The sequence below is a fragment of the Pseudofrankia inefficax genome (genome assembly GCF_000166135.1).
In the GTDB taxonomy this organism is placed as follows: domain Bacteria; phylum Actinomycetota; class Actinomycetes; order Frankiales; family Frankiaceae; genus Pseudofrankia; species Pseudofrankia inefficax.
The window spans coordinates 5,536,783-5,560,192 of the sequence record NC_014666.1 but is presented as its reverse complement, the minus strand read 5'-3'; the positions used below and the strand labels follow the sequence as shown (position 1 = coordinate 5,560,192).

At 76.2% G+C, this 23,410-nt stretch carries 4 protein-coding genes; all 4 read left to right on the top strand.

Annotated features, from left to right (window positions below; translation table 11 throughout):
- Positions 1-56: 56 nt before the first annotated feature.
- Genes FRAEUI1C_RS22480 through FRAEUI1C_RS22465 form a run of 4 tightly spaced genes read left to right on the top strand, consistent with a single transcriptional unit; the run spans position 57 to position 23,407 of the window.
- A complete protein-coding gene (locus tag FRAEUI1C_RS22480) occupies positions 57-19,154 on the top strand; it encodes a non-ribosomal peptide synthetase (protein ID WP_013425644.1) in 19,098 nt (6,365 codons plus the stop codon).
- 58 nt (positions 19,155-19,212) lie between these two features.
- Positions 19,213-20,283 carry a YqcI/YcgG family protein gene (locus FRAEUI1C_RS22475; protein WP_013425643.1) on the top strand — a complete coding sequence of 357 codons (1,071 nt, stop codon included), beginning with the start codon at positions 19,213-19,215 and terminating at the stop codon, positions 20,281-20,283.
- A 2-nt stretch (positions 20,284-20,285) separates the two neighbouring features.
- Positions 20,286-21,965: an amino acid adenylation domain-containing protein gene (locus FRAEUI1C_RS22470; RefSeq protein WP_013425642.1), complete on the top strand. Its 1,680-nt coding sequence runs from the start codon at positions 20,286-20,288 to the stop codon at positions 21,963-21,965.
- Positions 21,962-23,407, top strand: coding sequence for a cupin domain-containing protein (locus tag FRAEUI1C_RS22465; RefSeq protein WP_013425641.1), 1,446 nt, complete (start codon positions 21,962-21,964; stop codon positions 23,405-23,407). Before FRAEUI1C_RS22470 ends, FRAEUI1C_RS22465 begins: the two co-directional genes overlap by 4 nt.
- The last annotated feature ends 3 nt before the right edge of the window (positions 23,408-23,410 follow it).

Below are 23,410 nucleotides of genomic sequence, written 5' to 3'. Positions count from 1 at the left end.
CCGCCTCACCCGTCGACGCCCTCATCCCGGGCAGCACCACCGGAAGGACGAACATCGTGGCGAGTCCCGACTCCGCGCAGCGCAAGCGTGAGCTGCTCCGCCGCCGGCTGGCGGCGGAGCGCCTGACGCGCGAGCCGGCGGCCTCGGCCGGGCCCCGGCCGCGCCGGGAGCCCGGCCGCGGGTACCCCGTCAGCCCGGCGCAGCGCCGGATGTGGTTCCTGACCCGGCTCGACCCCGACAGCGCGGCCTACACGATCTCGGCCGCGTTCGAGCTGACCGGCCCGCTCGACGTGCCGGCGCTGCGCCGCGCGCTGCTGGCCGTCGCCCGGCGCCACGAGATCCTCCGCACGACCTACCGCGCCACCCCGGACGGCGGGCTGGAGCAGGTCATCCGGGACGACGTCGAGCCGGCCTGGCTCAGCGTCGACCTCTCGACCGAGCCCGCCGGCGACATTGGGCGCAAGAGCGGCGCCGGCGCGCGGGACGGCCGGACGCGGGAGATCGCGCTGCGCGCGGCCCGGCGCCCGTTCGACCTCACCGCCGAGTCCCCGCTGCGGGTCACCGTGCTGCGTCACGGCCCGGACCGACACACGCTCGCGCTGGCCGCCCACCACATCGCCTGGGACGACGCCTCGTGGGACGTCTTCTTCGCGGACCTGCTGGCCGCGTACGACGGCCGGGCCGAGCCCGGCGCCACGGTCTCGTTCCTCGACGCGGCAGCGGTGACCGACCCGCCCGCCGAGGCGCGGGGCCTCGCCTACTGGCGTCACCAGCTGCTCCCGTTGGCCGAGGCGGTGCGGCTTCCCCGGCCGACCCCCGACGACCGCCAGCTCGACGGGCCCGACGGGCGTGACGCGGGCCGCCAGGTCGTCCACCACGCGCCAGCCGACCTGGTCGGGACGGTCCGGGCGTTCGCCGCCAGCCAGGGCGCGACGCCGTTCATGGTGCTGCTCGCGGCCTACGCGGCGCTGGTCCACCGGGTCACCGGCGCGACCGACGTCACGGTCGGCTCGCCCGTCGTCAACCGGGACGCGGCGGCGACCGAGGGGGTCATCGGCTACTTCGGCAACACCGTCTGCCTGCGGCTGGCGGTGGCGCCCGGCGACAGCTTCACCGAGCTGGTCGAGCGGACCCGCGCGGTCTGCCTGGGCGCGTTCGCGCACGCCGACGCCGACCTGGCCGACGTCGTCCGCGCGCTCAACCCGGACCGAGCCGACGGCGTCTCCAGCCTGTTCACCACGATGTTCGCCGTCCGCGCGCCGGCGGCCGCCGGCCTGCGCGGTGCCGGCCGGGACCTGCGCGGCGAGCGCCGGCCGCTGCACAACGGCACGGCCCAGACCCCGCTGATGGTCGTCGCCGAGCTGGGCGGCGAGGACGCCGCCGGCCCGCTGGAGCTGGAGACGACCTACCAGCCCGGCGCGGTGTCGGCGGGTTTCGCCCGCTCCGTCGGCCCGCGGCTGGAGCGGCTGCTGGTCGCGGCGCTGACCGAGCCGGACGCGCCGCTCGGCCGGATCGACCTGCTCGCCCCGGCCGAGCGCCACCAGGTCGTGACCACCTGGAACGACCCAGCCAGCCCAAACGACCCAGCCAGCCCCGCTGGCTTCGCGGAGCCGCTGCCGAGCGAGCCGTGGGCCGCGCGGTTCGCCGCCTGGGCCGAGCGCGACCCGGACCGCACCGCGCTGGTCACGGCCGCGCGGACCCTGACCTACGGCGAGCTGTCCACCGCGGCCGACGCCTTCGGGCGCCGGCTCGCCGGCCTGGGCGCCGGGCCGGGCTCGATCGTCGGGATCGCCCTGCCCCGCGCGGCCGACCTGGTCGTGGCGCTGGCCGGCACCGGCCTGGCCGGCGCCGCGTACCTCCCGATCGACCCGGACTACCCGGACGCCCGGATCGCCTTCATGATCGAGGACGCCGCGCCGACCGTCCTGGTGACCACGGCGGCGCTCGCCCCCCGGCTGCCGGTCTCGCCGGGCACCAGGCTCGTGCTCGTCGACCAGCCCGATCCCGATCCCGATCCCGAGTCCGAGCCCGATCCCGCGCGAGCCGCGGGGCCGTGGCCTCCGCGGATCGCCCCTGACAGCCCCGTGTACCTGATCTACACGTCGGGCTCGACCGGCCAGCCGAAGGGTGTCCTGGTCGGCCACCGGTCGCTGACCGAGTTCCTGGCCTCGTTCACGGCGGCGGTCGGGATCGGGCCGGACGACCGGGTGCTGGCCATGACGACGCTGGGCTTCGACATCAGCACGGTGGAGCTGCTCGCGCCGCTGACGGTCGGCGCCTCGATCCGGCTGGTCGACGGCGACGCGGTCCGCGACCCCGCGCAGCTGGCCTGGCTGCTGGGCTCGGGCGCGGTCACGGTCGCCCAGACGACTCCGTCCCGCTGGCGGTCCATCCTGGCCGCCGGCACCGGGACCTATCCGGGGGTGCGGGTCCTGGCCGGCGGCGAGCCGTTGACGGCCGACGTCGCCCGGGAGCTCGCCGCCCGCGCGGAGAGCCTGACCAACGTCTACGGCCCGACCGAGGCCACAGTCTGGGTGACGACGGGCCAGGTCCGCGAGGCCGACGGGGCCGGCGCCGCTCCTGCGCCCAATGTCGCCGCCGCTCCTGCGCCCAATGTCGCCGGCGCCGCTCCTGCGCCCAATGTCGCCGGACCGACCATCGGGCGGCCGCTGCGCAACGCCCAGGCCTACGTGCTGGACGGCGCGCTCATGCCGGTGCCGCCCGGTGTCGTCGGCGAGCTCTACCTGGCCGGCACCGCCGTCGCGCACGGCTATCTGGCCCGGCCGGGGCTGACCGCCGCCCGCTTCGTCGCGAGCCCCTTCGCGACCGGCGAGCGGATGTACCGCACCGGTGACCTGGCCCGCTGGACCACGGCCGGCGAGCTGGTCGTGTCCGGCCGCTCGGACGACCAGGTCAAGGTCCGCGGTTTCCGGATCGAGCTGGGCGAGATCGAGGCTGTCCTCCAGCGCCACCCGGCTGTCGCGCGCTGCGCCGTCGTCGTCCGGGACGGCGAGCCGGCGGGCCGCACGATCGTGGCCTACGTGGTCCCGGCGACCGACCTTGCCGACGCCCCGGCCGCGCCGCTCGCGGATCAGCTGCGCGCGCACGCGGCGGCGGTCCTGCCCGGCTACATGGTGCCGGCGGCGTTCGTGACACTGCCCGCCCTGCCGACGACCCCCGCCGGCAAGCTCGACCGCCACGCGTTGCCCGCGCCCGACTTCGGCGCGGCGGCCGAGCCCGGCCGGGCGCCGGCGACCCACGCGGAGACGGTGCTGCGCGACGTCTTCGCCGCGGTCCTCGGCCAGCCGGGCATCGGGGTCGACGACTCGTTCTTTCACCACGGCGGCGACAGCATCCTGGCCTTCGCGGTCGTGACCCGGGCGGCCGCCGCCGGGGTGACCGTCGGGCTGGCCGACCTGTTCGACACCGCGACCGTCGCCGGCCTGGCCGCGGCAGCGACCGCGCGGGCCGACGGGCCGGAGCTCCCGGACCTGGCGCCGGTCGACCCGGCCGACCTGGACCGCTGGCGCTCCCGGCTGCCTGCGCTGACCGAGGTGTGGCCGTTGTCGCCGTCGCAGTCGGGGCTGCTGTTCCAGCGCCTCGTCGACGGCGACGACACCGCCGACGTCTACGTGATCCAGTTCGTCCTCGATCTGCGGGGCGAGCTCGACGTCGACCGCCTGCGCGCGGCCTCGCGGGTCCTGGTCGACCGGCACGCCGTGCTGCGGGCCGCCGTCCTGTCCGACGGCGCCGCGCCGGCCCAGGCGATCCTGGCCAAGGCCGAGCCCGAGTGGACGGTCGTGGACCTGTCCGCCTGGCCGGCGGGCGAGCGGGCGGCGGAGGCGGACCGGCTGGTCACGGCCGACCGGGCCGCGCCGTTCGACCTCACGACGCCGCCGCTGCTGCGTTTCCTGTGGATCCGCACCGGGCCCGACAGCGCCCGGCTGGCGGTCTGCGCCCACCACGTCATCCTCGACGGCTGGTCGCTGCCGCTGTTGCTGCAGGAGCTCTTCGCGCTGGCCGGTGCGCCGGGCGACCCGGCGGACGCGGGTCTGCCGGCCGTCCGCCCCTACGCCGACTACCTGCGCTGGCTGCTGGCCCAGGACCGGGAGGCGGCCAGGGCGGCCTGGCGGGACGAGCTGTCCGGCCTGGAGGGGCCGACCCTGCTGGCCCCGGCCGGCGGGCAGCCCACCGGCGGCCCGGCGGCGGTCATCGAGCGGGAGGCCGACCCGGAGCTGACCGCCCGGCTGGCCACCCTCGGCCGCGAGCGGGGCCTGACGCTGAGCACGATCCTGCGGGCCGCGTACGCGGTGCTGCTGGCCAGGGCGGTCGGCCGCGACGACGTCGTCTTCGGCGTCGCGACCGCCGGGCGGCCCCCGGAGCTGCCCGGAGCCGACGCCATGATCGGTCTGTTCGTCACGACCGTCCCGGTCCGGGCCGCGGTGAGCGCCGAGCGGACGTTCGCCGACCTGCTGGCGGACCCGCGGGTCGCCCAGGGCCGGATGTTCACCCACCAGCACCTCGGCCTGGCCGAGATCCAGTCCGCCGCCGGCCGCGGCGAGCTGTTCGACAGCCTGCTCGTCCTGGAGTCGTACCCGTTCGAGACGGCGACGCTGCTCCCGCCGGGCGGCCCGCGCCTGGACGCCGTCGACGGCCACGACGCCACCCACTACGCCCTGACCGTCCGGGTGATCCCCGGGGAGCGGCTGCGGCTGACCTTCGGCTACCAGCGGGGCGTGCTGGACGACGCGACCGTCGTCGGCCTCGCCGACCGACTGCTCGCGCTGCTGGCAGGGATCGCGACCGACCCCGACCGGCCGATCGGCGCCGTCGCGGCGCTGCCGCCCGCCGAGCGCGCCCTGGCCGCGCACACCCCGGCGCCGGCGACCGGCGTCGCGGACGCAACCCTGCCCGACCTGTTCGAGGCCCAGGCCGCTCGCACCCCGGGATCCGTCGCCCTGCGCTGGCGCGACACGGACCTGACCTACGCCGAGCTCGACGCCCGGGCCAACCGGCTGGCCCGGCTGCTGCGCCAGCGGGGCGTCGGGCCGGAGTCGATCGTCGCCGTCGCGCTGCCCCGCTCGTCCGACCTGGTCGTGAGCCTGCTTGCCGTCCAGAAGGCCGGCGGCGCCTACCTGCCGGTCGACCCGGCCTACCCGGCCGACCGGATCGCGTTCATGCTGCGCGACGCGGCGCCGGTCTGCGCGCTCACCACGGCCGCGACCCGTGCCGCGTTGCCGGCCCGGACAGGCGTGCCGCTGATCGCGCTCGACGACCCGCTGGTCGAGGCGGCGCTCGCCGAGCAGTCGCCGGCCGGGCTCGACCCGGCGGGCCGCGCCCGGCCGGACAACCTCGCCTACGTGATCTACACGTCCGGCTCGACGGGCCGCCCGAAGGGCGCGCTGGTCGCGCACCGCAACGTGGTGCGGCTGTTCGCCGACAGCCAGGAGCACTTCCACTTCGGCGCCGCCGACGTCTGGACGTTGTTCCACTCGGTGTCGTTCGACTTCTCGGTCTGGGAGCTGTGGGGGCCGCTGCTGCATGGCGGCCGACTCGTCGTCGTGGACCACGAGGTCACCCGCGCGCCCGAACGGTTCCTCGACCTGCTTCGCCGGGAGTCCGTCACCGTCCTCAACCAGACCCCGTCCGCCTTCGGCGCGCTGCTGGAGGCCGACCGGGACGCCGAAGGGCGCGACCCCGGCCGACGGAGCCTCGCGCTCCGGCTGGTGATCTTCGGCGGCGAGGCGCTCGACGTCAGCCGGCTGTCCCCGTGGTACGAGCGGCATCCCGACGACGCCCCGGTGCTGGTCAACATGTACGGGATCACCGAGACCACCGTGCACGTCACCTACCTGCGGCTGGACCGGGCGTCCGCGGCCGCCGGGCGGCGTGGCGTGATCGGCGACCCCCTTCCCGGGCTGCGGGCCCGGATTCTCGACCGGCACCTCACCCCGGTCCCGCCGGGCGTGCCGGGGGAGGTCTACGTCAGCGGCGGGCAGCTCGCCCGCGGCTACCTCGGCCGGCCCGGCCTGACCGCCGCCCGGTTCGTCGCCGACCCGTACGGCGCCCCGGGGGACCGGCTGTACCGCACCGGTGACCTGGCCCGGCTGGGCCCGGACGGGCAGCTGGAGTACCTCGGCCGGGCCGACGACCAGGTGAAGATCCGCGGCTTCCGGATCGAGCCAGGGGAGATCGAGGCCGTCCTGGCGGCCGACCCGGCGGTGGAGCGGGCCGTCGTCCTGGCCCGCGAGGACGACGCGGGCCGGCGCCGGCTGATCGCCTACGCCGTGCGGCGGGCGGGCCAGCACGTCGACGGCCCGGCGCTGCGGGCCCGGGCCGCGGCGGCCCTGCCCGACTTCATGGTCCCGGCCGCGGTCGTCGTGCTGGACGCTCTGCCGCTGACGGACAACGGGAAGCTCGACCGGGCCGCGCTGCCGGCCCCGGACCTGGCCGCAGCCTCGACCTCGGGCCGCCTCGGCGGCACCGACCTGGAACGCACCCTGGGCACGGTGTTCGCCGCCGTCCTCGGGCTGGACCGGGTCGGAGCCGACGACGACTTCGTCGCGCTCGGCGGCGACAGCATCATCGCGATCCAGCTGGTCAACAAGGCCCGCCGTGAGGGCGTCCGGCTCACCCCGCGCGAGGTCTTCGTCCAGCGGACGCCGGCCGCGCTAGCCGCGCTCGTCGCCAGCCGCGAGACCACCCCCGCGATTGCCCCGGAGCCTGGTCCCGCGAGCCCGGCGGCCCGGCCGGCCCTGGCCGTCGCGCCAGCCGGCGGCGACGTGGACTTGGCGGCGACCGGCCTGCTCACCCCGCCGCCGATCGTGGCCCGGCTCGCGGAGTGGGGCGGCGAGATCCGGCGGTTCAACCAGGCGTTCCTCGTCCGGACGCCGGCCGGCGCCGACGAGGCGGCGCTGCGCGCCGCGCTGCGGGCGCTGGTCGCGCACCACGACGCGCTGCGGGCCCGGCTGCTGCGGCCGGCCCCCGGCGTGTGGCTGCTCCAGATCGATCCCGCCGCCGCCGACCCGGCGACCACCAGTCCCGAGCTGCTCACCCGGATCGAGGTCGCCGGTCTCGACCCGGCGGCCCTGCGCGCGGTGATCGCGACTGCCTCCGACACCGCCGCCGACGGCCTCGACCCGGACGCCGGGTCGATGGTCCGCGCGGTCTGGCTCGACGCGGGCCCGACCGAGCCCGGCCGGCTGGTCATCGTGATCCACCACCTCGTCGTGGACGGCGTGTCCTGGCGGATCCTGCTGGCCGACCTGGAGACCGCGTACACGGCCGCCCGCGCCGGCCGGACCCCGGAGCTGGAGCCGGTCGGCACGTCGCTGCGCGCCTTCAGCCAGGCCATCGCCGAGCACGCCACCGCGCCCGCCCGCCTGGCCGAGCTGACCCACTGGCTGGCGACGCTCGCCCCGGGCGCCCGCCCGTTCCCCGCGCCGCCCGCGACATTGGGCGCAAAAGCGGCGCCGGCCCCGGTCGCCGCGCCGGACGGCTCCCCGCTGGGACCGGCCGCCCTCGGCGCCCTGGCCGACACCGGACGACTGGTCGTCGAGCTGCCTGCGGCGGCCACCGCCGCGCTGCTCACCGCCGTTCCCGCGGCGACGAACGCCGAGGTCACCGACGTGCTGCTGACCGGCCTGCGGCTGGCGCTGGCGGCCGGCGAGCCCGGCGAGCTGCTGGTCGATCTCGAACGGCACGGCCGGGACGAGACGACCCCGGGGCTGGACCTGGCCCGGACGGTCGGCTGGTTCACCAGCATCGCCCCGGTCCGGCTCCCGGCGGCCCGGCCCGACGCTCGCGCGACCCTGGCCGATGTGGCGGCCCGGCTGCGGGCCGTCCCCGACGCGGGGATCGGCTTCGGCCCGCTGCGCTACGCGAACCCGCTGGCCGGCCCCGCCCTCGCGCGGGCCGGGCAGCCCCAGGTGCTGTTCAACTACCTGGGCCGCTTCGGCGCCGACCGCCGGGCCGACTGGGGTCCGGCCGAGGAGTTCGACGCGCTCGCCGCGACCGCCGACCCCGGCCTGGGCGTCGGCTACCCGCTGACCGTCGACACCGTCAGCGTCGAGACAGCCGACGGGCCGGTGCTGCGCGCCACCTTCACCTATCTGACGACCGTCCTGGACGAGCAGCTGGCGGGCCAGCTCGCCGCCGGTTTCCGCGACGCCCTGCTGGAGCTCGCCGCGCTCGCCCCGGCGCCGGTGACCGGGTCGGCCGAGCTGGTCACGCTCACCCCGGCCGAGACCGAGCGGATCGCCCGCGCGTTCCCGGCCCCGGTCGAGGACGTCTGGCCGCTCTCGCCGCTGCAGGAGGGCCTTTACTTCCACTCCGCGCTCGACCAGACCAGCGACGCCTACACCGCGCAGTTCTGGTTCGACTTCGACCACCGCCTCGACGCCGACCGGCTGCGCCGCGCCTGCCTCGCCTTCATGGCGGCCACCCCGACGCTGCGCGCCGGCTTCCTCAGTGACGGCCTGCCCCAGCCGGTGCAGGTGATCGCCCGCGAGCTGCCGGCGCCGGTCGAGGAGATCGACCTCTCGGGCCTGGCCGAGGCCGACCGCCTGGCCGAGGCCGACCGGATCACCGCCGCCGACCGGGCCCGCCCATTCGACGTCACCCGCCCGCCGCTGTTCCGGCTGACCCTGATCCACCTGGCACCGGGACGCGACCGGCTGGTCGTCAACCGCCAGGTGCTGCTGTGGGACGGCTGGTCCGGCGCCCTCGTCGTCGAGGGCCTGCTCGACCGGTACGCCGCCGAGGGCGACCCGGCGGCCGTCGAGGAGCGGCCGGGCGGGTCGTACCGGGACTACCTGGCCTGGCTGCGGGAGCGCGACACCGCCGCCGCCGGGCAGGCCTGGCGCTCGGCGCTCGCCGGCCTCGAAGGCCCGACCCTGGTGGTGCCGGCGGCGCGTGGCCTGGCACCGGTCGCGCCGGTCCGGATCACCGCCGAGCTGCCCGAGGCGACGGCCACCGCGGCCCGCGCCGCCTCCCGCGCCCACGGCGTCACCCTGAACACGATCTTCAACACGGCGCTCGCGCTGGTCCTGGCCGGGGCGACGGGGGCGGACGACGTCGTGTTCGGGACGACCGTCGCGGGCCGGCCGACGGAGCTCGACGGCATCGACGAGGTCGTCGGCCTGTTCCTGAACACCGTCCCGGTCCGGGTCCGGCTCGACCCTCGCGAGACGGTCGGCGAGCTGCTGGACCGCGTCGCCGGCCAGCGCCTCGACCTGCTCGACCACGAGTACCTCGGCCTCGGCGAGATCCAGCGGGCCAGCGGCCACCCTGCCCTGTTCGACACGCTCTACGTCCTGCAGAACTTCATCGACGAGGTCGCCAACGAGCAGACCACCGCCCGCCACGGCATCGTCGGCGGGGACAGCCTCGACCACACCCACTACCCGCTGACATTCGTCCTGTTCCCCGGGGCGCGGATCACCGTGCGGCTGGAGTACCGGGCGGACGTCGTCACCCCCGAGCTGGCCGAGGGGCTGTTCGCCCGGCTGCTCGCGATGGTCGACACCCTCAGCGGCGGCCTCGACGCCCGGGTGGGCTCGCTGGACGCGCTGCTGCCGGCCGAACGGTCCCGGCTGGAGCGCGACGCCGCGGCCCCGGCCCGCCCGATCGGCACGGCGACCGTCGCCGACCTGCTGGCCGACCGGGCCGGCGGCGAGCTGCGTGACGTGGTCGGGCTGGTCCTCGGCGCCGAGCGGCTGACGTACGGCGAGCTCGACGCCCGGGTGAACCAGCTGGCCCGGCTGCTGATCGCCCGCGGCGCCGGCCCGGAGACCGTGGTCGCGCTCGGCCTCGGCCGCACGGTCGACATGGTCGTCGCCCTGTTCGCCGTGCTGCGGACCGGCGCCGCCTACCTTCCGCTGGAGCTGGACCATCCGCCGGCCCGGCTGCTGGAGATGGTCGCCGATGCGCGGGCTGCGCTGCTGGTGACCAGCCGGGTGCCGGGCCGCTACCTGGCGGGCGGGTCAGACGAGGCCGGCGACCAGCCGTGGCTGGTGCTTGACGACGACGCGGTCGCCGCCGAGCTGGCCGCGGCCCCGAGCGGCGCGCTGTCGGACGCCGAGCTCGGCACCTTCGCCCGCGACCGCGCGGACCGGCTTGACCACCCGGCCTACGTGATCTACACGTCGGGCTCGACCGGCCGGCCCAAGGGCGTCGTCACGCCCTACCGCGGGCTGACCAACATGTGGCTCAACCACCGGGACGAGATCTTCGAGCCGACGGTGGCCGCGGCCCGGCGCCGGCTGCGGATCGCGCACACCGTGTCGTTCGCCTTCGACATGTCGTGGGAGGAGCTGCTCTGGCTCGTCGAGGGCCACGAGGTGCACATCTGCGACGAGGACCTGCGCCGCGACGCCGAGGGGCTGGTCGCCTACTGCGACCGGCACCGCGTCGACGTCGTCAACGTCACCCCGACCTACGCGGCCCACCTGTTCGAGGCCGGCCTGCTCGACACCGATGACCATCGGCACCGGCCGGCCCTGGTCATGCTCGGCGGCGAGGCCGTGCCCGACTCGGTCTGGAACCGGCTGCGCGACACCGACGGGACGTCCGGCTACAACCTGTACGGCCCGACCGAGTACACGATCAACACCCTCGGCGCCGCGACGACCGACAGCCGGACCCCGACCGTGGGGCGGCCGATCCGCAACACCCGGGTCTACGTGCTCGACCGCTGGCTGCGCCCGGTCCCCGACGGCGCCGCCGGCGAGCTGTACATCGCCGGCGACGGCCTGGCCCGCGGCTACCTCGACCGGTTCGGCCTGACCGCGACCCGGTTCGTGGCCGACCCGATCCGGCCCGGCGAGCGGATGTACCGCACCGGCGACCTGGTGGTCCGCCGGGCCGTCGACGGCAACCTGGACTTCCTCGGCCGCACCGACGACCAGGTCAAGATCCGGGGCCACCGGATCGAGCTGGGCGAGGTCACCGCCGCGCTCGACGCCCACGAGGCGGTCAGCCAGTCCGCGGTGATCGCGGCGCCCGACCCGGCGACCCCGGGGTCCAGCCGGCTGGTCGCCTACGTCGTCCCGGCCGAACGGTCCGCCGCCGACCGGGCCGCGACCGAGGACGACCAGGTCGGCGAGTGGCGCCAGATCTACAGCGACGAGTACGAGCAGATCCCGGCGGCCGTGCTCGTCGAGGACTTCGCCGGCTGGGACTCCAGCTACGACGGCCAGCCGATCCCCGTCGAGCACATGCGGGAGTGGCGGGCGGCGACCCTCGATCGCGTCCGCGCGCTCGCGCCCCGGCGGGTGCTGGAGATCGGCGTCGGCACCGGCCTGCTGCTCGGCCCGCTCGCGCCCGACTGCGAGGCCTACTGGGGCACGGACTTCGCCGCCCCCGTCCTCGCGAAGCTGCGCGCCGAGCTGGCCGGTGACCCGGACCGGTTCGGCCGCGTCGAGCTGCGTCACCAGCCCGCCCACGTGACCGACGGCCTGCCCACCTCGTTCTTCGACACGATCATCCTCAACTCGGTGATCCAGTACTTCCCGAGCGCCGGCTACCTGACCTCGGTCCTGCGCCGCGCACTCGACCTGCTCGCCCTTGGCGGGTCGCTGTTCGTCGGCGACGTCCGTGACCTCGGCCGGCTGCGCGTCTTCCACCGCGCGGTCGAGCTGGCCCGCGCGGCCAGCCCCGACGAGGCCCGGCCCGACGAGGCCCGACTCAGGGCCGCCGTCGACCGGCGGGTCCTGCTGGAGAAGGAGCTCGTCGTCGCGCCGGCGTTCTTCGCCGGCCTGGCCGGCGACGCCGACCTGGAGGTGTCCGTCCGGGTCAAGCGGGGCCGGCTGCGCAACGAGCTCACCCGCCACCGTTACGACGTCGTGCTGCGCCGGCCCGACCCGGCGGCGGACGCCCCGGCGGCCGGGGAGGACCTGCTCAGCCTGACCTGGGGCGCCGACGCCGCCGATCTCGCCGCGTTCGAACGACTCGTCGGCGCCCGGCGGCCGGCCACGGTCCGTCTCACTGGAATCCCCGACGCCCGGATCGCCGACGAGTTGCGCGCGGCTGACCAGGCGCCCGCCGAGCTGGTCGCGGTCGAGCCCGACGACGTGTACGCGCTCGCCGACGCGCTCGGCTACCAGGCGGCCCTCGCACCGCGCGCCGACGAGCCGGGGTTGCTCGACGCCCTGCTCGTGCGCGGCTCTGGCCCGGCCGCCCTCCCGGTGACCCGGCCGGCCAGCGGCCCGGCCGCCCGGCCGGCCGCCGGTACCGCCCGCACGAACGACCCGACGGCGGCCCGCGCCGCCGCCGCGCTGGTCGGCCGGCTGCGCTCCGACCTGGGCGCGGTCCTGCCCGACTACCTCGTCCCGTCGGCCTTCGTGCCGCTGCCGGCGATCCCGCGCAACGCCAACGGCAAGCTCGACGTCGCGGCGCTGCCGCCGGCCGAGCCGGTCGCGGCGAGCTCCGGCCGCCCGCCGGCCACCGCGCTGGAACGTGCGCTGGCCGAGGTGTTCGCCGACGTCCTCGGCCTGCCGGCCGTCGGCGCGGACGACGACTTCTTCGCCCTCGGCGGCCATTCGCTGCTCGCCACCCGGGTCGTCAGCCGGGCCAGGGCCGCGCTGGAGGTCGACCTCGCGATCCGCGACCTGTTCGACGCGCCCACCGTCGAGGCACTGGCGGCGAAGCTGGCCAGCCGTACCCAGACCGCGCCGCGGCGCCCGCCGCTGGTCGCGGGGGAGCGGCCGGAGCGGATCCCGCTCTCGCCCGCGCAGCGCCGGCTCTGGCTGGTCGACCGGCTGGCCGGCGGTACCGACGCGTACAACTACCCGCTCGCCTTCCGGACCAGCGGCCGGCTCGACGTCACCGCGCTGCGGGCCGCCGTCACCGACCTGGTCGGGCGGCACGAGTCGCTGCGGACGCTCATCGCCGTCGCCGACGGCGAGCCCTACCAGCGGATCCTCGACCCGGCCGCCGCGCGCCCCCGCCTCGACGTCGTCGACTGCGCGCCGGACGAGGTGACGGCGAGGATCACCCGGGCGGCGGCGGAGCCCTTCGACCTGGCCGCTGAGGTGCCGCTGCGGCTGCAGGTGCTACGCGGCCCGGACGACGACGCGCTCCTGGTCGTCCTGCACCACATCGCGACCGACGAGTGGTCGGACCGGCCGTTCCTGCTCGACCTGGACACCGCCTACGCGGCCCGCCTCGCCGGCCACGCGCCGGGCTGGGCGCCGCTCCCGGTCCAGTACGCCGACTACGCCCTCTGGCAGCAGGCGCTGCTGGCGGACGAAGAGGCCGCCGGCAGCCTCGCCGCCCGTCAGCGCGCGTTCTGGCTGGAGGCGCTGCGCGGCCTGCCGGCGCGGATCCCGCTGCCGCTGGACCGGCCGCGCCCGGCCGTCCGTGACGGGGCGTCCGGCCGGGTCGTCCGGGTGCTGCCCGGCCCGGTCGCGACCGGGCTGCGGGCGCTGTGCGCCGAGACCGGCACGAGCATGTCGATGCTCGCCCACGCCGCGCTGGCCACCCTGCTGCACCGGCTGGGGTCCGGCGACGACATCCCGATCGGCGTGCCGATCGCCGGGCGGGCCGACGCCGCGCTCGAACGCCTCGTCGGCTTCTTCGTGAACACCCTGGTGATCCGGTCCGACCTGGCCGGCGACCCGACGTTCCGGGACCTGCTCGGCCGGACCCGCCAGACCGATCTGGCCGCGTTCGACCACCAGGACCTGCCGTTCGAGGACGTCGTCGCCGCGGTGAACCCGCGCCGCGACCCCGGGGTCAACCCGCTGTTCCAGGTGATGGCCGGCTACCACCACCTGGCCGACGACGACCGCGACCTGCTCGGCGGCCCGGTGACCTTCCTGAACCCCGAGGTCGGGACCGCGAAGTTCGACCTGGACGTGACGTTCGTCGACCGGGCCGCGCGCAACGAGATCACCGTGCTGGTCGAGTTCGCCACCGACGTCATCGAGCCGGTCGGCGGCACCAGGCTGGCCGACCGGCTGCTGCGCCTGCTGGCCGAGATCGTCCGTGACCCGGACGTCCCCGTCGGCCGGCTGGAGATCGTCGACGAGCCCGAGCGCGCGGCCGCCCTGCGCGCCGCGGCCGGCCCGGTCCGGGCGCTGCCCGCCGTCGGCGGGGCGACCGTGCCGGATCTGCTCGCCCGCGCCGTGGCCGCGTACCCGGACCGGGTCGCGCTGGTCACCGGCCGGGGCCGGACGACGTTCGCGCGGCTCGCGGACGAGGTCGCCCGGATCGCCGGGCTGGTGCGCCGGCTCGCCGCCGGCCCGGAGGCCGTCGTCGCGCTCGCGCTGCCGCGAGCCCACATGGTCCCGGCGATCTTCGGCGTGCTGGCGGCCGGGGCGAGCTACCTGCCGATCGACGTCGAGCAGCCGGCCGACCGGCTGGCGTTCCTGCTCGGCGACGCGGCGCCGGCGGCCGTCCTCACCACCCGTGATCTCGCCGGCCGGCTGCCGGCCGTACCGACACCCGTGCACGCTCTGGACGACCCGGCGCCCGGCGACCTGGCCCCGCCTGGCCCGGCTCGGGCCGGGCTCGACCCGGACGCGGCGGCCAGCGTGATCTACACCTCGGGTTCGACCGGCGTCCCCAAGGCGGTCGTCGGCACCCACCGGGGCCTGGTGAACCTGTTCGCCTCGCACCTGGTCGACCTCATCGAGCCGGCCGAGCGCGCCCCCGGCCCCGACCGGGGCGCCCAGCGCGTCCTGCACGCCGCCTCGTTCAGCTTCGACGGCTCGTGGGAGCCGCTGCTGTGGCTGCTGGCCGGGCACGAGACGCACGTCGTCGACGAGTCCGTCGCGCGGGACGCGGCCGCCCTCGTCGGCTACGTCGAGCGGACCCGGGTCGATGTGCTCGACCTGACCCCGACCTACCTGCAGGAACTGCTGAACCACGGGTTCCTGCGGCCCGAGGGCCATCGGCCGGGCGTGCTCCTGGTCGGCGGCGAGGCGACCCCGCCGCCGCTGTGGGACCGGCTGCGCGCGCTGCCCGGGATGGTGGTCCACGACCTGTACGGGCCGACCGAGTACTCCGTCGACGCCTACGGCTGGCACAGCGAGGGCTGGGCCGCGCCGCTGGCCAACACCCGCGCCTACCTGCTCGACGGCGCGCTCGCGCCGGTCCCGGACGGGGTGGCCGGCGAGCTCTACCTGTCGGGGCCGGGCCTCGCCCGGGGCTACCAGCGCCGCGCCGGGCTGACGGCGGCCCGGTTCGTCGCCGACCCGTTCGGGGCACCCGGGGAGCGGATGTACCGCACCGGCGACCTGGCCAGGCGCCGTCCCGACGGCTCGCTCACCTTCCTCGGGCGCGCGGACGACCAGGTCAAGGTGCGCGGGTTCCGGGTCGAGCTCGAGGAGATCGAACGGGTTCTGGAGACCGTGCCCGGAGTCGCGTCGGCGGCGGTCTGGTTCCGCCCGGACGCCCCGCCCGCGCTCCAGCTCGTGGCCTATCTCGTGCCTACGGCCCTTGGCACGCCGGACCCGGCCGCGGCCGCCCGAGCGCAGGTGACCAGGGTGCTCCCGGCGCACATGGTCCCGCAGGCGTTCGTGACGCTGGACCGGCTGCCCCGCACGGTCAACGGCAAGCTCGACCGCCGGGCGCTGCCCGAGCCGTCCGCGCCGGTCCCGGCCGCCGGTCGACGGCTGCGCGACACCCGCGAGGAACTGCTGGCGGAGCGGTTCGCCGCCGTGCTCGGGGTCGAGCGGGTGGGTGCCGACGACGACTTCTTCGCGCTCGGCGGCCACTCGCTGCTCGTGATGCGGCTGTGCGCGGCGGTCCGGTCGACCTTCGGGCTGGAGATCACCCCCCGCGCGGTCTTCGAGGACCCGACGGTCGCCCGGCTCGCCCGCCGGCTGGACCAGGCCGCCGGGGCGCGTCCGGCCGTCGGCCGCCGGCCCCGGCCGGTGAACCCGCCGCTGTCGTACGCCCAGCGCCGCCTCTGGGTGGTCGGACAGGTGGAGGGCCCCAGCCCGACGTACAACATCCCGATCACCTGGCGGCTGACCGGACCGCTGGACCTGGCCGCGCTGCGCGCCGCCGTGTCCGACGTGGTGGCCAGGCACGAGGCGCTGCGGACGGTCTTCCCCGCCCCCGGCGGCGAGCCGGTCCAGTGGATCCTCGACCCGACGGACACGGAGATCCCGTTCGACCTGGTCGACTGGGCGGCGGGCGGCGAGCCGGCCCCTGGCGACCCGGCGCTGGCGGACGTCCTCGCCGGCGCGGCGGCCTACGCGTTCGACCTGGAACGCGAGGCACCGATCCGGGTGACCGTCGTGCGGTGCTCGCCGCGGCTGCACCTCGTCCAGTTCCTGATCCACCACATCGCCGCCGACGAGGGCTCCGACCGGCCGCTGGCGCGCGACCTGTCCATCGCCTACCAGGCCAGGGCCGCCGGGCTCACGCCGGATTGGGCGCCGCTGCCGGTCCAGTACGTCGATTACTCGCTGTGGCAGCGGGAGCTGCTCGGTGACGAGGCCGTGGTGACGAGCCCCGCCGCCCGGTCGCGGGCGTTCTGGGCCGAGGCGCTGGCCGGCCTGCCGGCGGAGCTGGCGCTGCCCACCGACCGGCCGCGGCCGGCCGAGCCGAGCCACTCCGGCGGGGTCGTCGAGGCGGCACTCGACGCCGACGTCGTCGCCGCGCTGCGCGCCGTGGCGCGCGCCGGGAACGCCAGCCTGTTCATGGTGCTGCGGGCGGCGGTCGCGACCCTGCTGCACCGGCTCGGCGCGGGCGAGGACATCCCGATCGGCAGCCCGGTCGCGGGCCGGGTCGACGAAGCCCTCGACGACCTCGTCGGCTTCTTCCTGAACACGCTGGTCCTGCGGACCGACCTGTCGGGGGACCCGTCGTTCGGCGAGCTGGTGAGGCGGGTCCGTGCCGGCGACCTGGCCGCGTTCGACCACCAGGACCTCCCGTTCGACCGGGTCGTGGACGCCGTGAACCCGCCCCGCCTGCTGGGCCGCCACCCGCTGTTCCAGGTCATGATCGTCTACCTGGCCGCCTCGGACACCGTCGACGAGCTGGCGCTGGAGGCCGTCAGCGCCCGGCCGGAGCCGGTCCGCCGGGCGAGCGCCAAGTTCGACCTGTCCTTCGACTTCGTCGAACGTCCCGGGGCCGACGGCGGGATGACGCTCGGCGTCGCCTACAGCGACGACCTGTTCGACCGTTCGACGGCCGAGGGCCTCGCCCAGCTGCTGCGCCACGTGCTCGTCGCGGTCGCGGCGGACCCGTCGGCGCCGCTGAGCACCCTGAGGACTCCGGACGTCGGGCTGGATCTCCTGGCGCGGCGGGAAGCGCCCAGCAGGCGGGGGCCGGTGCCACCCGCCGCCGAGCCGCCGGCGCCGGTGGCCGCGCGGCCACCGGCGAGCGAGATCGAGGCCGCCCTGGTCGCCGCGTTCGCCACGGTGCTCGGCGTCGAGGACGTCGGCGTCGACGACGACTTCTTCACCCTCGGCGGCGACAGCATCGTCGCGATGCGGCTGGTCAACCGGATCCGGGCCGCCGGCCTCACCGTGACCCCGAGGCTGCTGTTCGCCCACCGCACCCCCGCGACGCTCGCCACGGTGGTCCGCCACCGGGCGGGGTCGCCGCCGGCCGCCGGCGGTGGGACGACCCGGCGTCCCGCCGCCGGCCCAGCAGCCGCCGAGCCGGCCGAGGGCTCAGAACCGAGCGGAGGCTCAGTGCCGGCCGGGGTCGTCGTGGTCCCGCCGACGCCGGCCTTGCTGGCGGCGCGAGCCCGGGTCACCGGACCCGGTGGGGCGACGTTCGCCTCGTTCTCCTCGCCGGTGCTGCTGCGCACCCCGGCCGGGCTGGACCTGGCGACGCTCACCGCCGCCGTCGCGACGGTCGTCGACCACCACGACGTGCTGCGCGGCCGGCTCGTGCGCTCGGACCAGCCCGGTCAGCTCCCGGCCGGCGCCGCGACGAGCGGTGCCGACGGCGGGCCGGCCTGGTCGCTGGTGATCGCCCCGCCCGGCGGCGTCGACGTCCGGTCCTGGGTCCGTCGGGTCGATGTCACCGACCTCGCCGCCGACGACGGCTTCGGCGGGGCGCGCGGGCGGGCCCTGGTCCAGGGGCTCGCCGCGACGGCCAACGCAGAGCTCGACCCCGACAGCGGGCAGACGATCCGGGCGGTCTGGCTGGACGCCGGCCCCGCGCGGCCGGGCCGGCTGCTGCTGATCATCCATCACGCGCTGATCGACGGCGTGTCCTGGTCGATCGTCCTGGACGACCTCGCGGCGGCAGGGGGCGCGCTGGCGGTCGGCAAACGGCCCGAGCTCGCGCCCGTACCGGTGTCGTTCGCCGGCTGGGCCAACAGTCTCGACGCACAGGCCCGCGCGCCGCTGGCCGACGAGCGGCTGCCGTTCTGGCTGGACCTGCTCGGCCGCGCCACGCCAGCGCCCTGGGCGTCCTCGGGCCAGCCGGGTTCGGACCAGCCGGCCGAGGCTGAACCGGTCACCGTGACGCTGCCTCCGGCGCGGGCGACGGCGCTGCTCTCGACGGTCCCAGCCGCGTTCGGGGTCGGGGTGGACGAGCTTCTGCTCGCGGCCCTGTCCCTGGCCGTGGCCGAGCAGACCGGTCCCGGCCCGGCGGGGACGCTCGTCGCGGTGCAGGCCCACGGCCGCCAGGAGCACGTCGTCGACGACCAGGACCTGTCCCGGACGGTCGGCTGGCTCGCCGAGATCTTCCCGTTCCTGCTGGAGCACCCGGCCGAGGACGCCGCCGGGCCCGGCGACCGGTCCCTCGACGCGACGGTGGCCCGGGTGCACGCGCTGATGGCCGAGATCCCGGACGGCGGGACCGACTACAGCATGCTGCGCTTCCTCAACCCCCGCACCGCGCCGCTCCTCGCGACCGCACCCGCGCCGACCGTCTACCTGAACTACGTCGGCCGACTGACCCGCGGCGAGACGGCCGACTGGGCGGTCGCCGACGAGGACGACGAGCTCTTCGCCGACTGGAACTCCGACCAGCCCGACCCCTTCGCCCTGAGCGTGATCGTGCGGGTCGTCGACGGCCCGGCCGGCCCCGAGCTGACCGCGCGGTGGACATCCGGCCCGGACGGCCCGGCGGGCCCCGTCGTCGCCGCCCTCGCGACCGGCTGGCTAGGCGCGCTCGACGCGCTCGCCGCCCGCGCCACCCGGCTCGGCTCGCCCGAACCAGCCGCCGCCGGCCACAGCTGAGTCCAGACCACGACCGCGGGTCGGGATCGGCACGCGGCCAACCAAAGAGAGAACCCCAGTGCGAGACACCTTGAACGTGCGCGCGGCGAGCACCCTCGGCTCGACCGGTTCCCTGCCCGCCGAGCCCCTGCTCGAGGACGCCTTCCACGAGGAGGCGCTGGACCTCGCCGTCGGCCCGATGCCGGCCTGGGGCGCCGGCTGCGCCCGGGACATGATCACGACCCTGAGATCCGACGCCGAGCCGTTCCCCTGCGTCTTCGCGGTGGCCGCGGCCAACAGCGGCGGGCTGCGGTTCGGCTTCGTCGACGACCTGGACGACGAGCGGACCTGGTCGGTGCTGCCCGACATCCTCGCCAGCTACCTCGCGACCTACCAGTCGATCTCGCGGAACACCTCGCTGGTCGTGTTCTTCGGGTCGGGCAACGGGACGGCAGGGCAGGAGAGCGACGACGTCCTCGGGTACGAGCGGCGGTTCTGGTCGCTGCTGCGGTACCTGCACGACAGCGACGGCGAGCCCTGGCCGTCGGACATCCCCACCGACACCGACGACCCTGCCTGGGAGTTCAGCTTCCGCGGCTCCCCGATCTTCGTCGTCTGCAACACCCCGGCGCACCGGCGGCTGCGCAGCCGGAGCAACCCGGTCTTCAACATCACGTTCCAGCCGCGCTGGGTCTTCGAGGGGCTCGCGCCGACCACTCCCCGCGGCGCGGCAGCCCGGAAGGTGATCCGCGAGCGGCTGCGGCGGATGGACGAGGTGGACTCGACCCCGCTGCTGGGCTCCTACGGGGACCCGGCGAACCGGGAGTGGAAGCAGTACTTCCTGCGCGATGACGCCACGGTCGCGGAGAAGTGCCCGTTCCGCGCGAAATGGGAGGCGGCCGGCCTGGCCGCCGACGACCCCACGCCCGACAGGGAGCCGTCGCGCCGGCTGTTCAAGGTGGTCGTCAACCAGGAACAGCAGTACTCGGTGTGGCCCCAGGAGCGCCGCAACGCGCTCGGCTGGTTCGACACGCCCGTCACCGGGACCAGGAACGAGTGCCTGGACAGCATCGAGCTGACCTGGAGCGACCTGCGCCCGCGCAGCCTCCGGCGCCGGATGTCCGTCTCGGCCGGAGCCGGGAGCCGCTGACGATGGTCTCGACCAGGCCCACCACGCCCACAACACCCTCGCCCGCCGCCGACGACTGGTCGGCCGGGCCCGTCAGCCCGCTCGTCGACCGCTCGCTGAGCGCCCTGGTGGCGGACCAGGCGAGCCGGACGCCCGACGCGGTCGCCGTGGTCGGCCTCGACGACGCCGGTGGCCCGGCCGTCACCCTCACCTACGCCGAGCTGGAACGCCGGGCCGACGCGGTCGCGGCCCGGTTGCGCGCCACGGGCGTCGGCCCGGAGGTGACCGTCGGCGTCTGCGTGCCGCGGTCGGCCGCGCTGACGGTCGCGCTGCTCGGCGTGCTGCGCGCCGGCGGCGCCTTCGTCCCGCTGGAGTCCGGCTGGCCGGACCGGCGCCTCGTGGCCGTCGCCGGCGGGGCCGGGATCGCGGCGGTGCTCACCGGGCCCGGCGTCACCCTGCCCGACCTGCCGGCCGCCGACCCGGCCGACGCCCCGCCGACCGGGAACGTGCCGGTGATCCGGCTCGACGCCGCCGGCCGGCCGGTCGACCCGGCCGCCCCCACGCCCACCCCGGCGCCGGGCCCGGACCTCGGCGTCGACATGGAGAACCTGGCGTACGTGATCTACACCTCCGGGTCGACCAACGAGCCCAAGGGGGTGATGGTCCGCCACCAGGCGATCTGCAACCGGCTGCGCTGGCAGGCCGACCTGCTCGGCCTGACGGCGGCCGACGTCCTGCTGCACGAGGCACCGCTGGGTGTCGACATCTCGATCAACGAGATCTTCCTGCCGCTGACGACCGGGGCGCGCCTCGTGGTGGCTCCGCCGCGGGCCGGCGGCGACCCGGGTGCGCTGCTGGAGATCATCCGCGAGCAGGCGGTGACCTTCTGCTACGTCGGGACGTCCCTGCTTGGCGCGATGCTCGACCGTCAGGAGGCCGCGGCGGCCGGGCGGTCGCTGCGACACGTCTGGTGCGGCGGCGAGGTGCTGCCCGACGAGCTGTACCGCCGGTTCCAGGACCGGTGGGACGCGCGGCTGGTCCACGGCTACGGGCCGGCCGAGGCGACGATCGGCGTCTCCTGCCGGGTGTTCGAGCCGGGCGTCCCCGAGGCGCGCGTCTCGATCGGCCGGCCGAACCCGAACACCACGATCCGCATCCTGGACGACGAGTACAACCCGGTGCCGGTCGGCGCGGTGGGCGAGCTGTTCGTCAGCGGGCTGCCGCTCGCCCGTGGCTACCTCAACGACCCGCGCCGCACCGCCGACCGGTTCGTGCCCGACCCGTTCAGCCAGGACCCGGGCGCCCGGATGTACGCGACCGGGGACCTGGCCCGGTTCCGGGCCGACGGGGAGATCGAGTTTGTCGGCCGGGTCGACAACCAGGTCAAGATCGGCGGCTTCCGGGTGGAGCTGGAGGAGATCGAGGACGTGCTGGCCCGCCACCCCGGGGTCCGCCAGGCCGTCGTCGTGCTCGCCACCGGCCCGACCGGGACGGACGAGCTGCGCGCCTACCACGTGCGCCAGGGCGGGGCGGTCCAGCCCGAGCCGGACGCGCTGCGCACCTGGCTGGCCGAGCGGCTGCCCCGGCACATGGTCCCGGAGGTCTTCGTCCCGCTCACCGAGCTGCCGTTGACGGCGGCCGGCAAGATCGACCGCCGCGCCGTCGCCGCGCTCGCACCCAGTCACAGCAGGAGGAACCGATGACCCCCGACCAGACGATGACGCTGGCCGACCTGGTCGAGGCCGCGCAGCACGGTGAGGGCGCGCACGCGCTGGTCCGCGCCTTCGCGGCCAACCCGGCCTTCCGCGCCGCCGAGTGGGAGGAGCTGACCACCGAGGCCGACCCCTACCGGCGCCCGGTCCGGCCCGCCGACCTCGGCTGGCTGGACTACGGGACCGAGCTGCCCGCCGACGACGTGCTGAAGCTCTCCGGCCTGCTCGGCCACCGGATGCTGCGCAACATCTACGACGCGGACCTGCTCTACCTGCCGCCGAGCCGCAACGAGGCGGCCGACCGGCACGGCGCCGACTTCTACGGCCCGGCGAACCGGCTGCGCGCCACGCTGGCCCAGCCGGTCCTCGAACGCCACCTGTTCTCCTTCCTGGCGACGACCCGGCTGGCCCGCGCGGACAGCCCGACGGACCCGGTCGCCGGGGACCCGCTCGGCGGCCTGCGCCGGGAGCTGCGCGGCTACTGGGAGCAGCGCCGTGACCATCCGGGCGACGCGTTCGCCGTGCTGCGCGCCACCCGCGACCGGCGCGAGGCGACGACGTTCGCACTGCTGCAGCTCTCGGCCTACCTGCCCGCGGCGCGCACGGCGATCGGGCGGGGCGCGCTCGGCGAGTACGACCTCGCCCACCCCGGCGCCCGGGTGCTGCTGCTCGACGACTACCAGCGCTGGGTGGCGAGCTCGGCCCGCTGGACGGCCCTGCTCGCCGCGGCCGGGCTCACCCCGTCCGTCGGCGCGTACTGGCAGCTGTACCTGAACACCTCGCTGGCCCGGGGCAACCACCTGCACCAGCTGTCCCGCGCGCCGCACCGGCACGCCGAGCTGCTCGGCGCGTTCGTGCACCAGCGCGTCGACGCGGCGGTCACCGCCGGGGCCTGGGCCGACGCGGTCGAGGAGGGCCTCGGCCACCGGCCGGACGTCCCCGGCCCGGCCGCTCTCACCCCGGCCGGGCTGGACGAGCTGGTCGACTCACTGCTGGGCCCGCTGCTCGCGCTGACCGGTGGCACGGCCCTGGCCGACTTCCACGCGGGCTTCACCGACGCGGCCCACCTGGCCCGGCTGTGGGACCGCGACCTCGCGGCACAGCTGGCCTGGGCGGACGCGATCGACGAGCACAAGGCGAAGGCCAAGGCGATCGACGCCTACCTCACGGCCGAGGGCATCGAGGTCGATCTGGACACGTTCGTCGAGTCCTGCGACGAGACGTCGACGACGCATGTCCACGACGAACACCGGCTGGTCATGATCGAGTCCGGCGACATGCATTTCTGGAACAACGTCACGCACAAGATCTCGCTGAGCGACGGCGACAAGATTCTCATCCCGAAGTCGCGGCTGCACGGCTCCACGGTGCTGTCCGGAGTGTGCACGTACCACCAGCCGATCATTCCGGACGAGCTGTACCTGAAGTTCTAGTAC

What these genes read in the sequence shown, in the direction of transcription:
- FRAEUI1C_RS22470 (WP_013425642.1), top strand. Translation starts at nt 20,286, where the DNA reads ATGGTCTCGACCAGGCCCACCACGCCCACAACACCCTCGCCCGCCGCC.
- FRAEUI1C_RS22465 (WP_013425641.1), top strand. Translation starts at nt 21,962, where the DNA reads ATGACCCCCGACCAGACGATGACGCTGGCCGACCTGGTCGAGGCCGCG.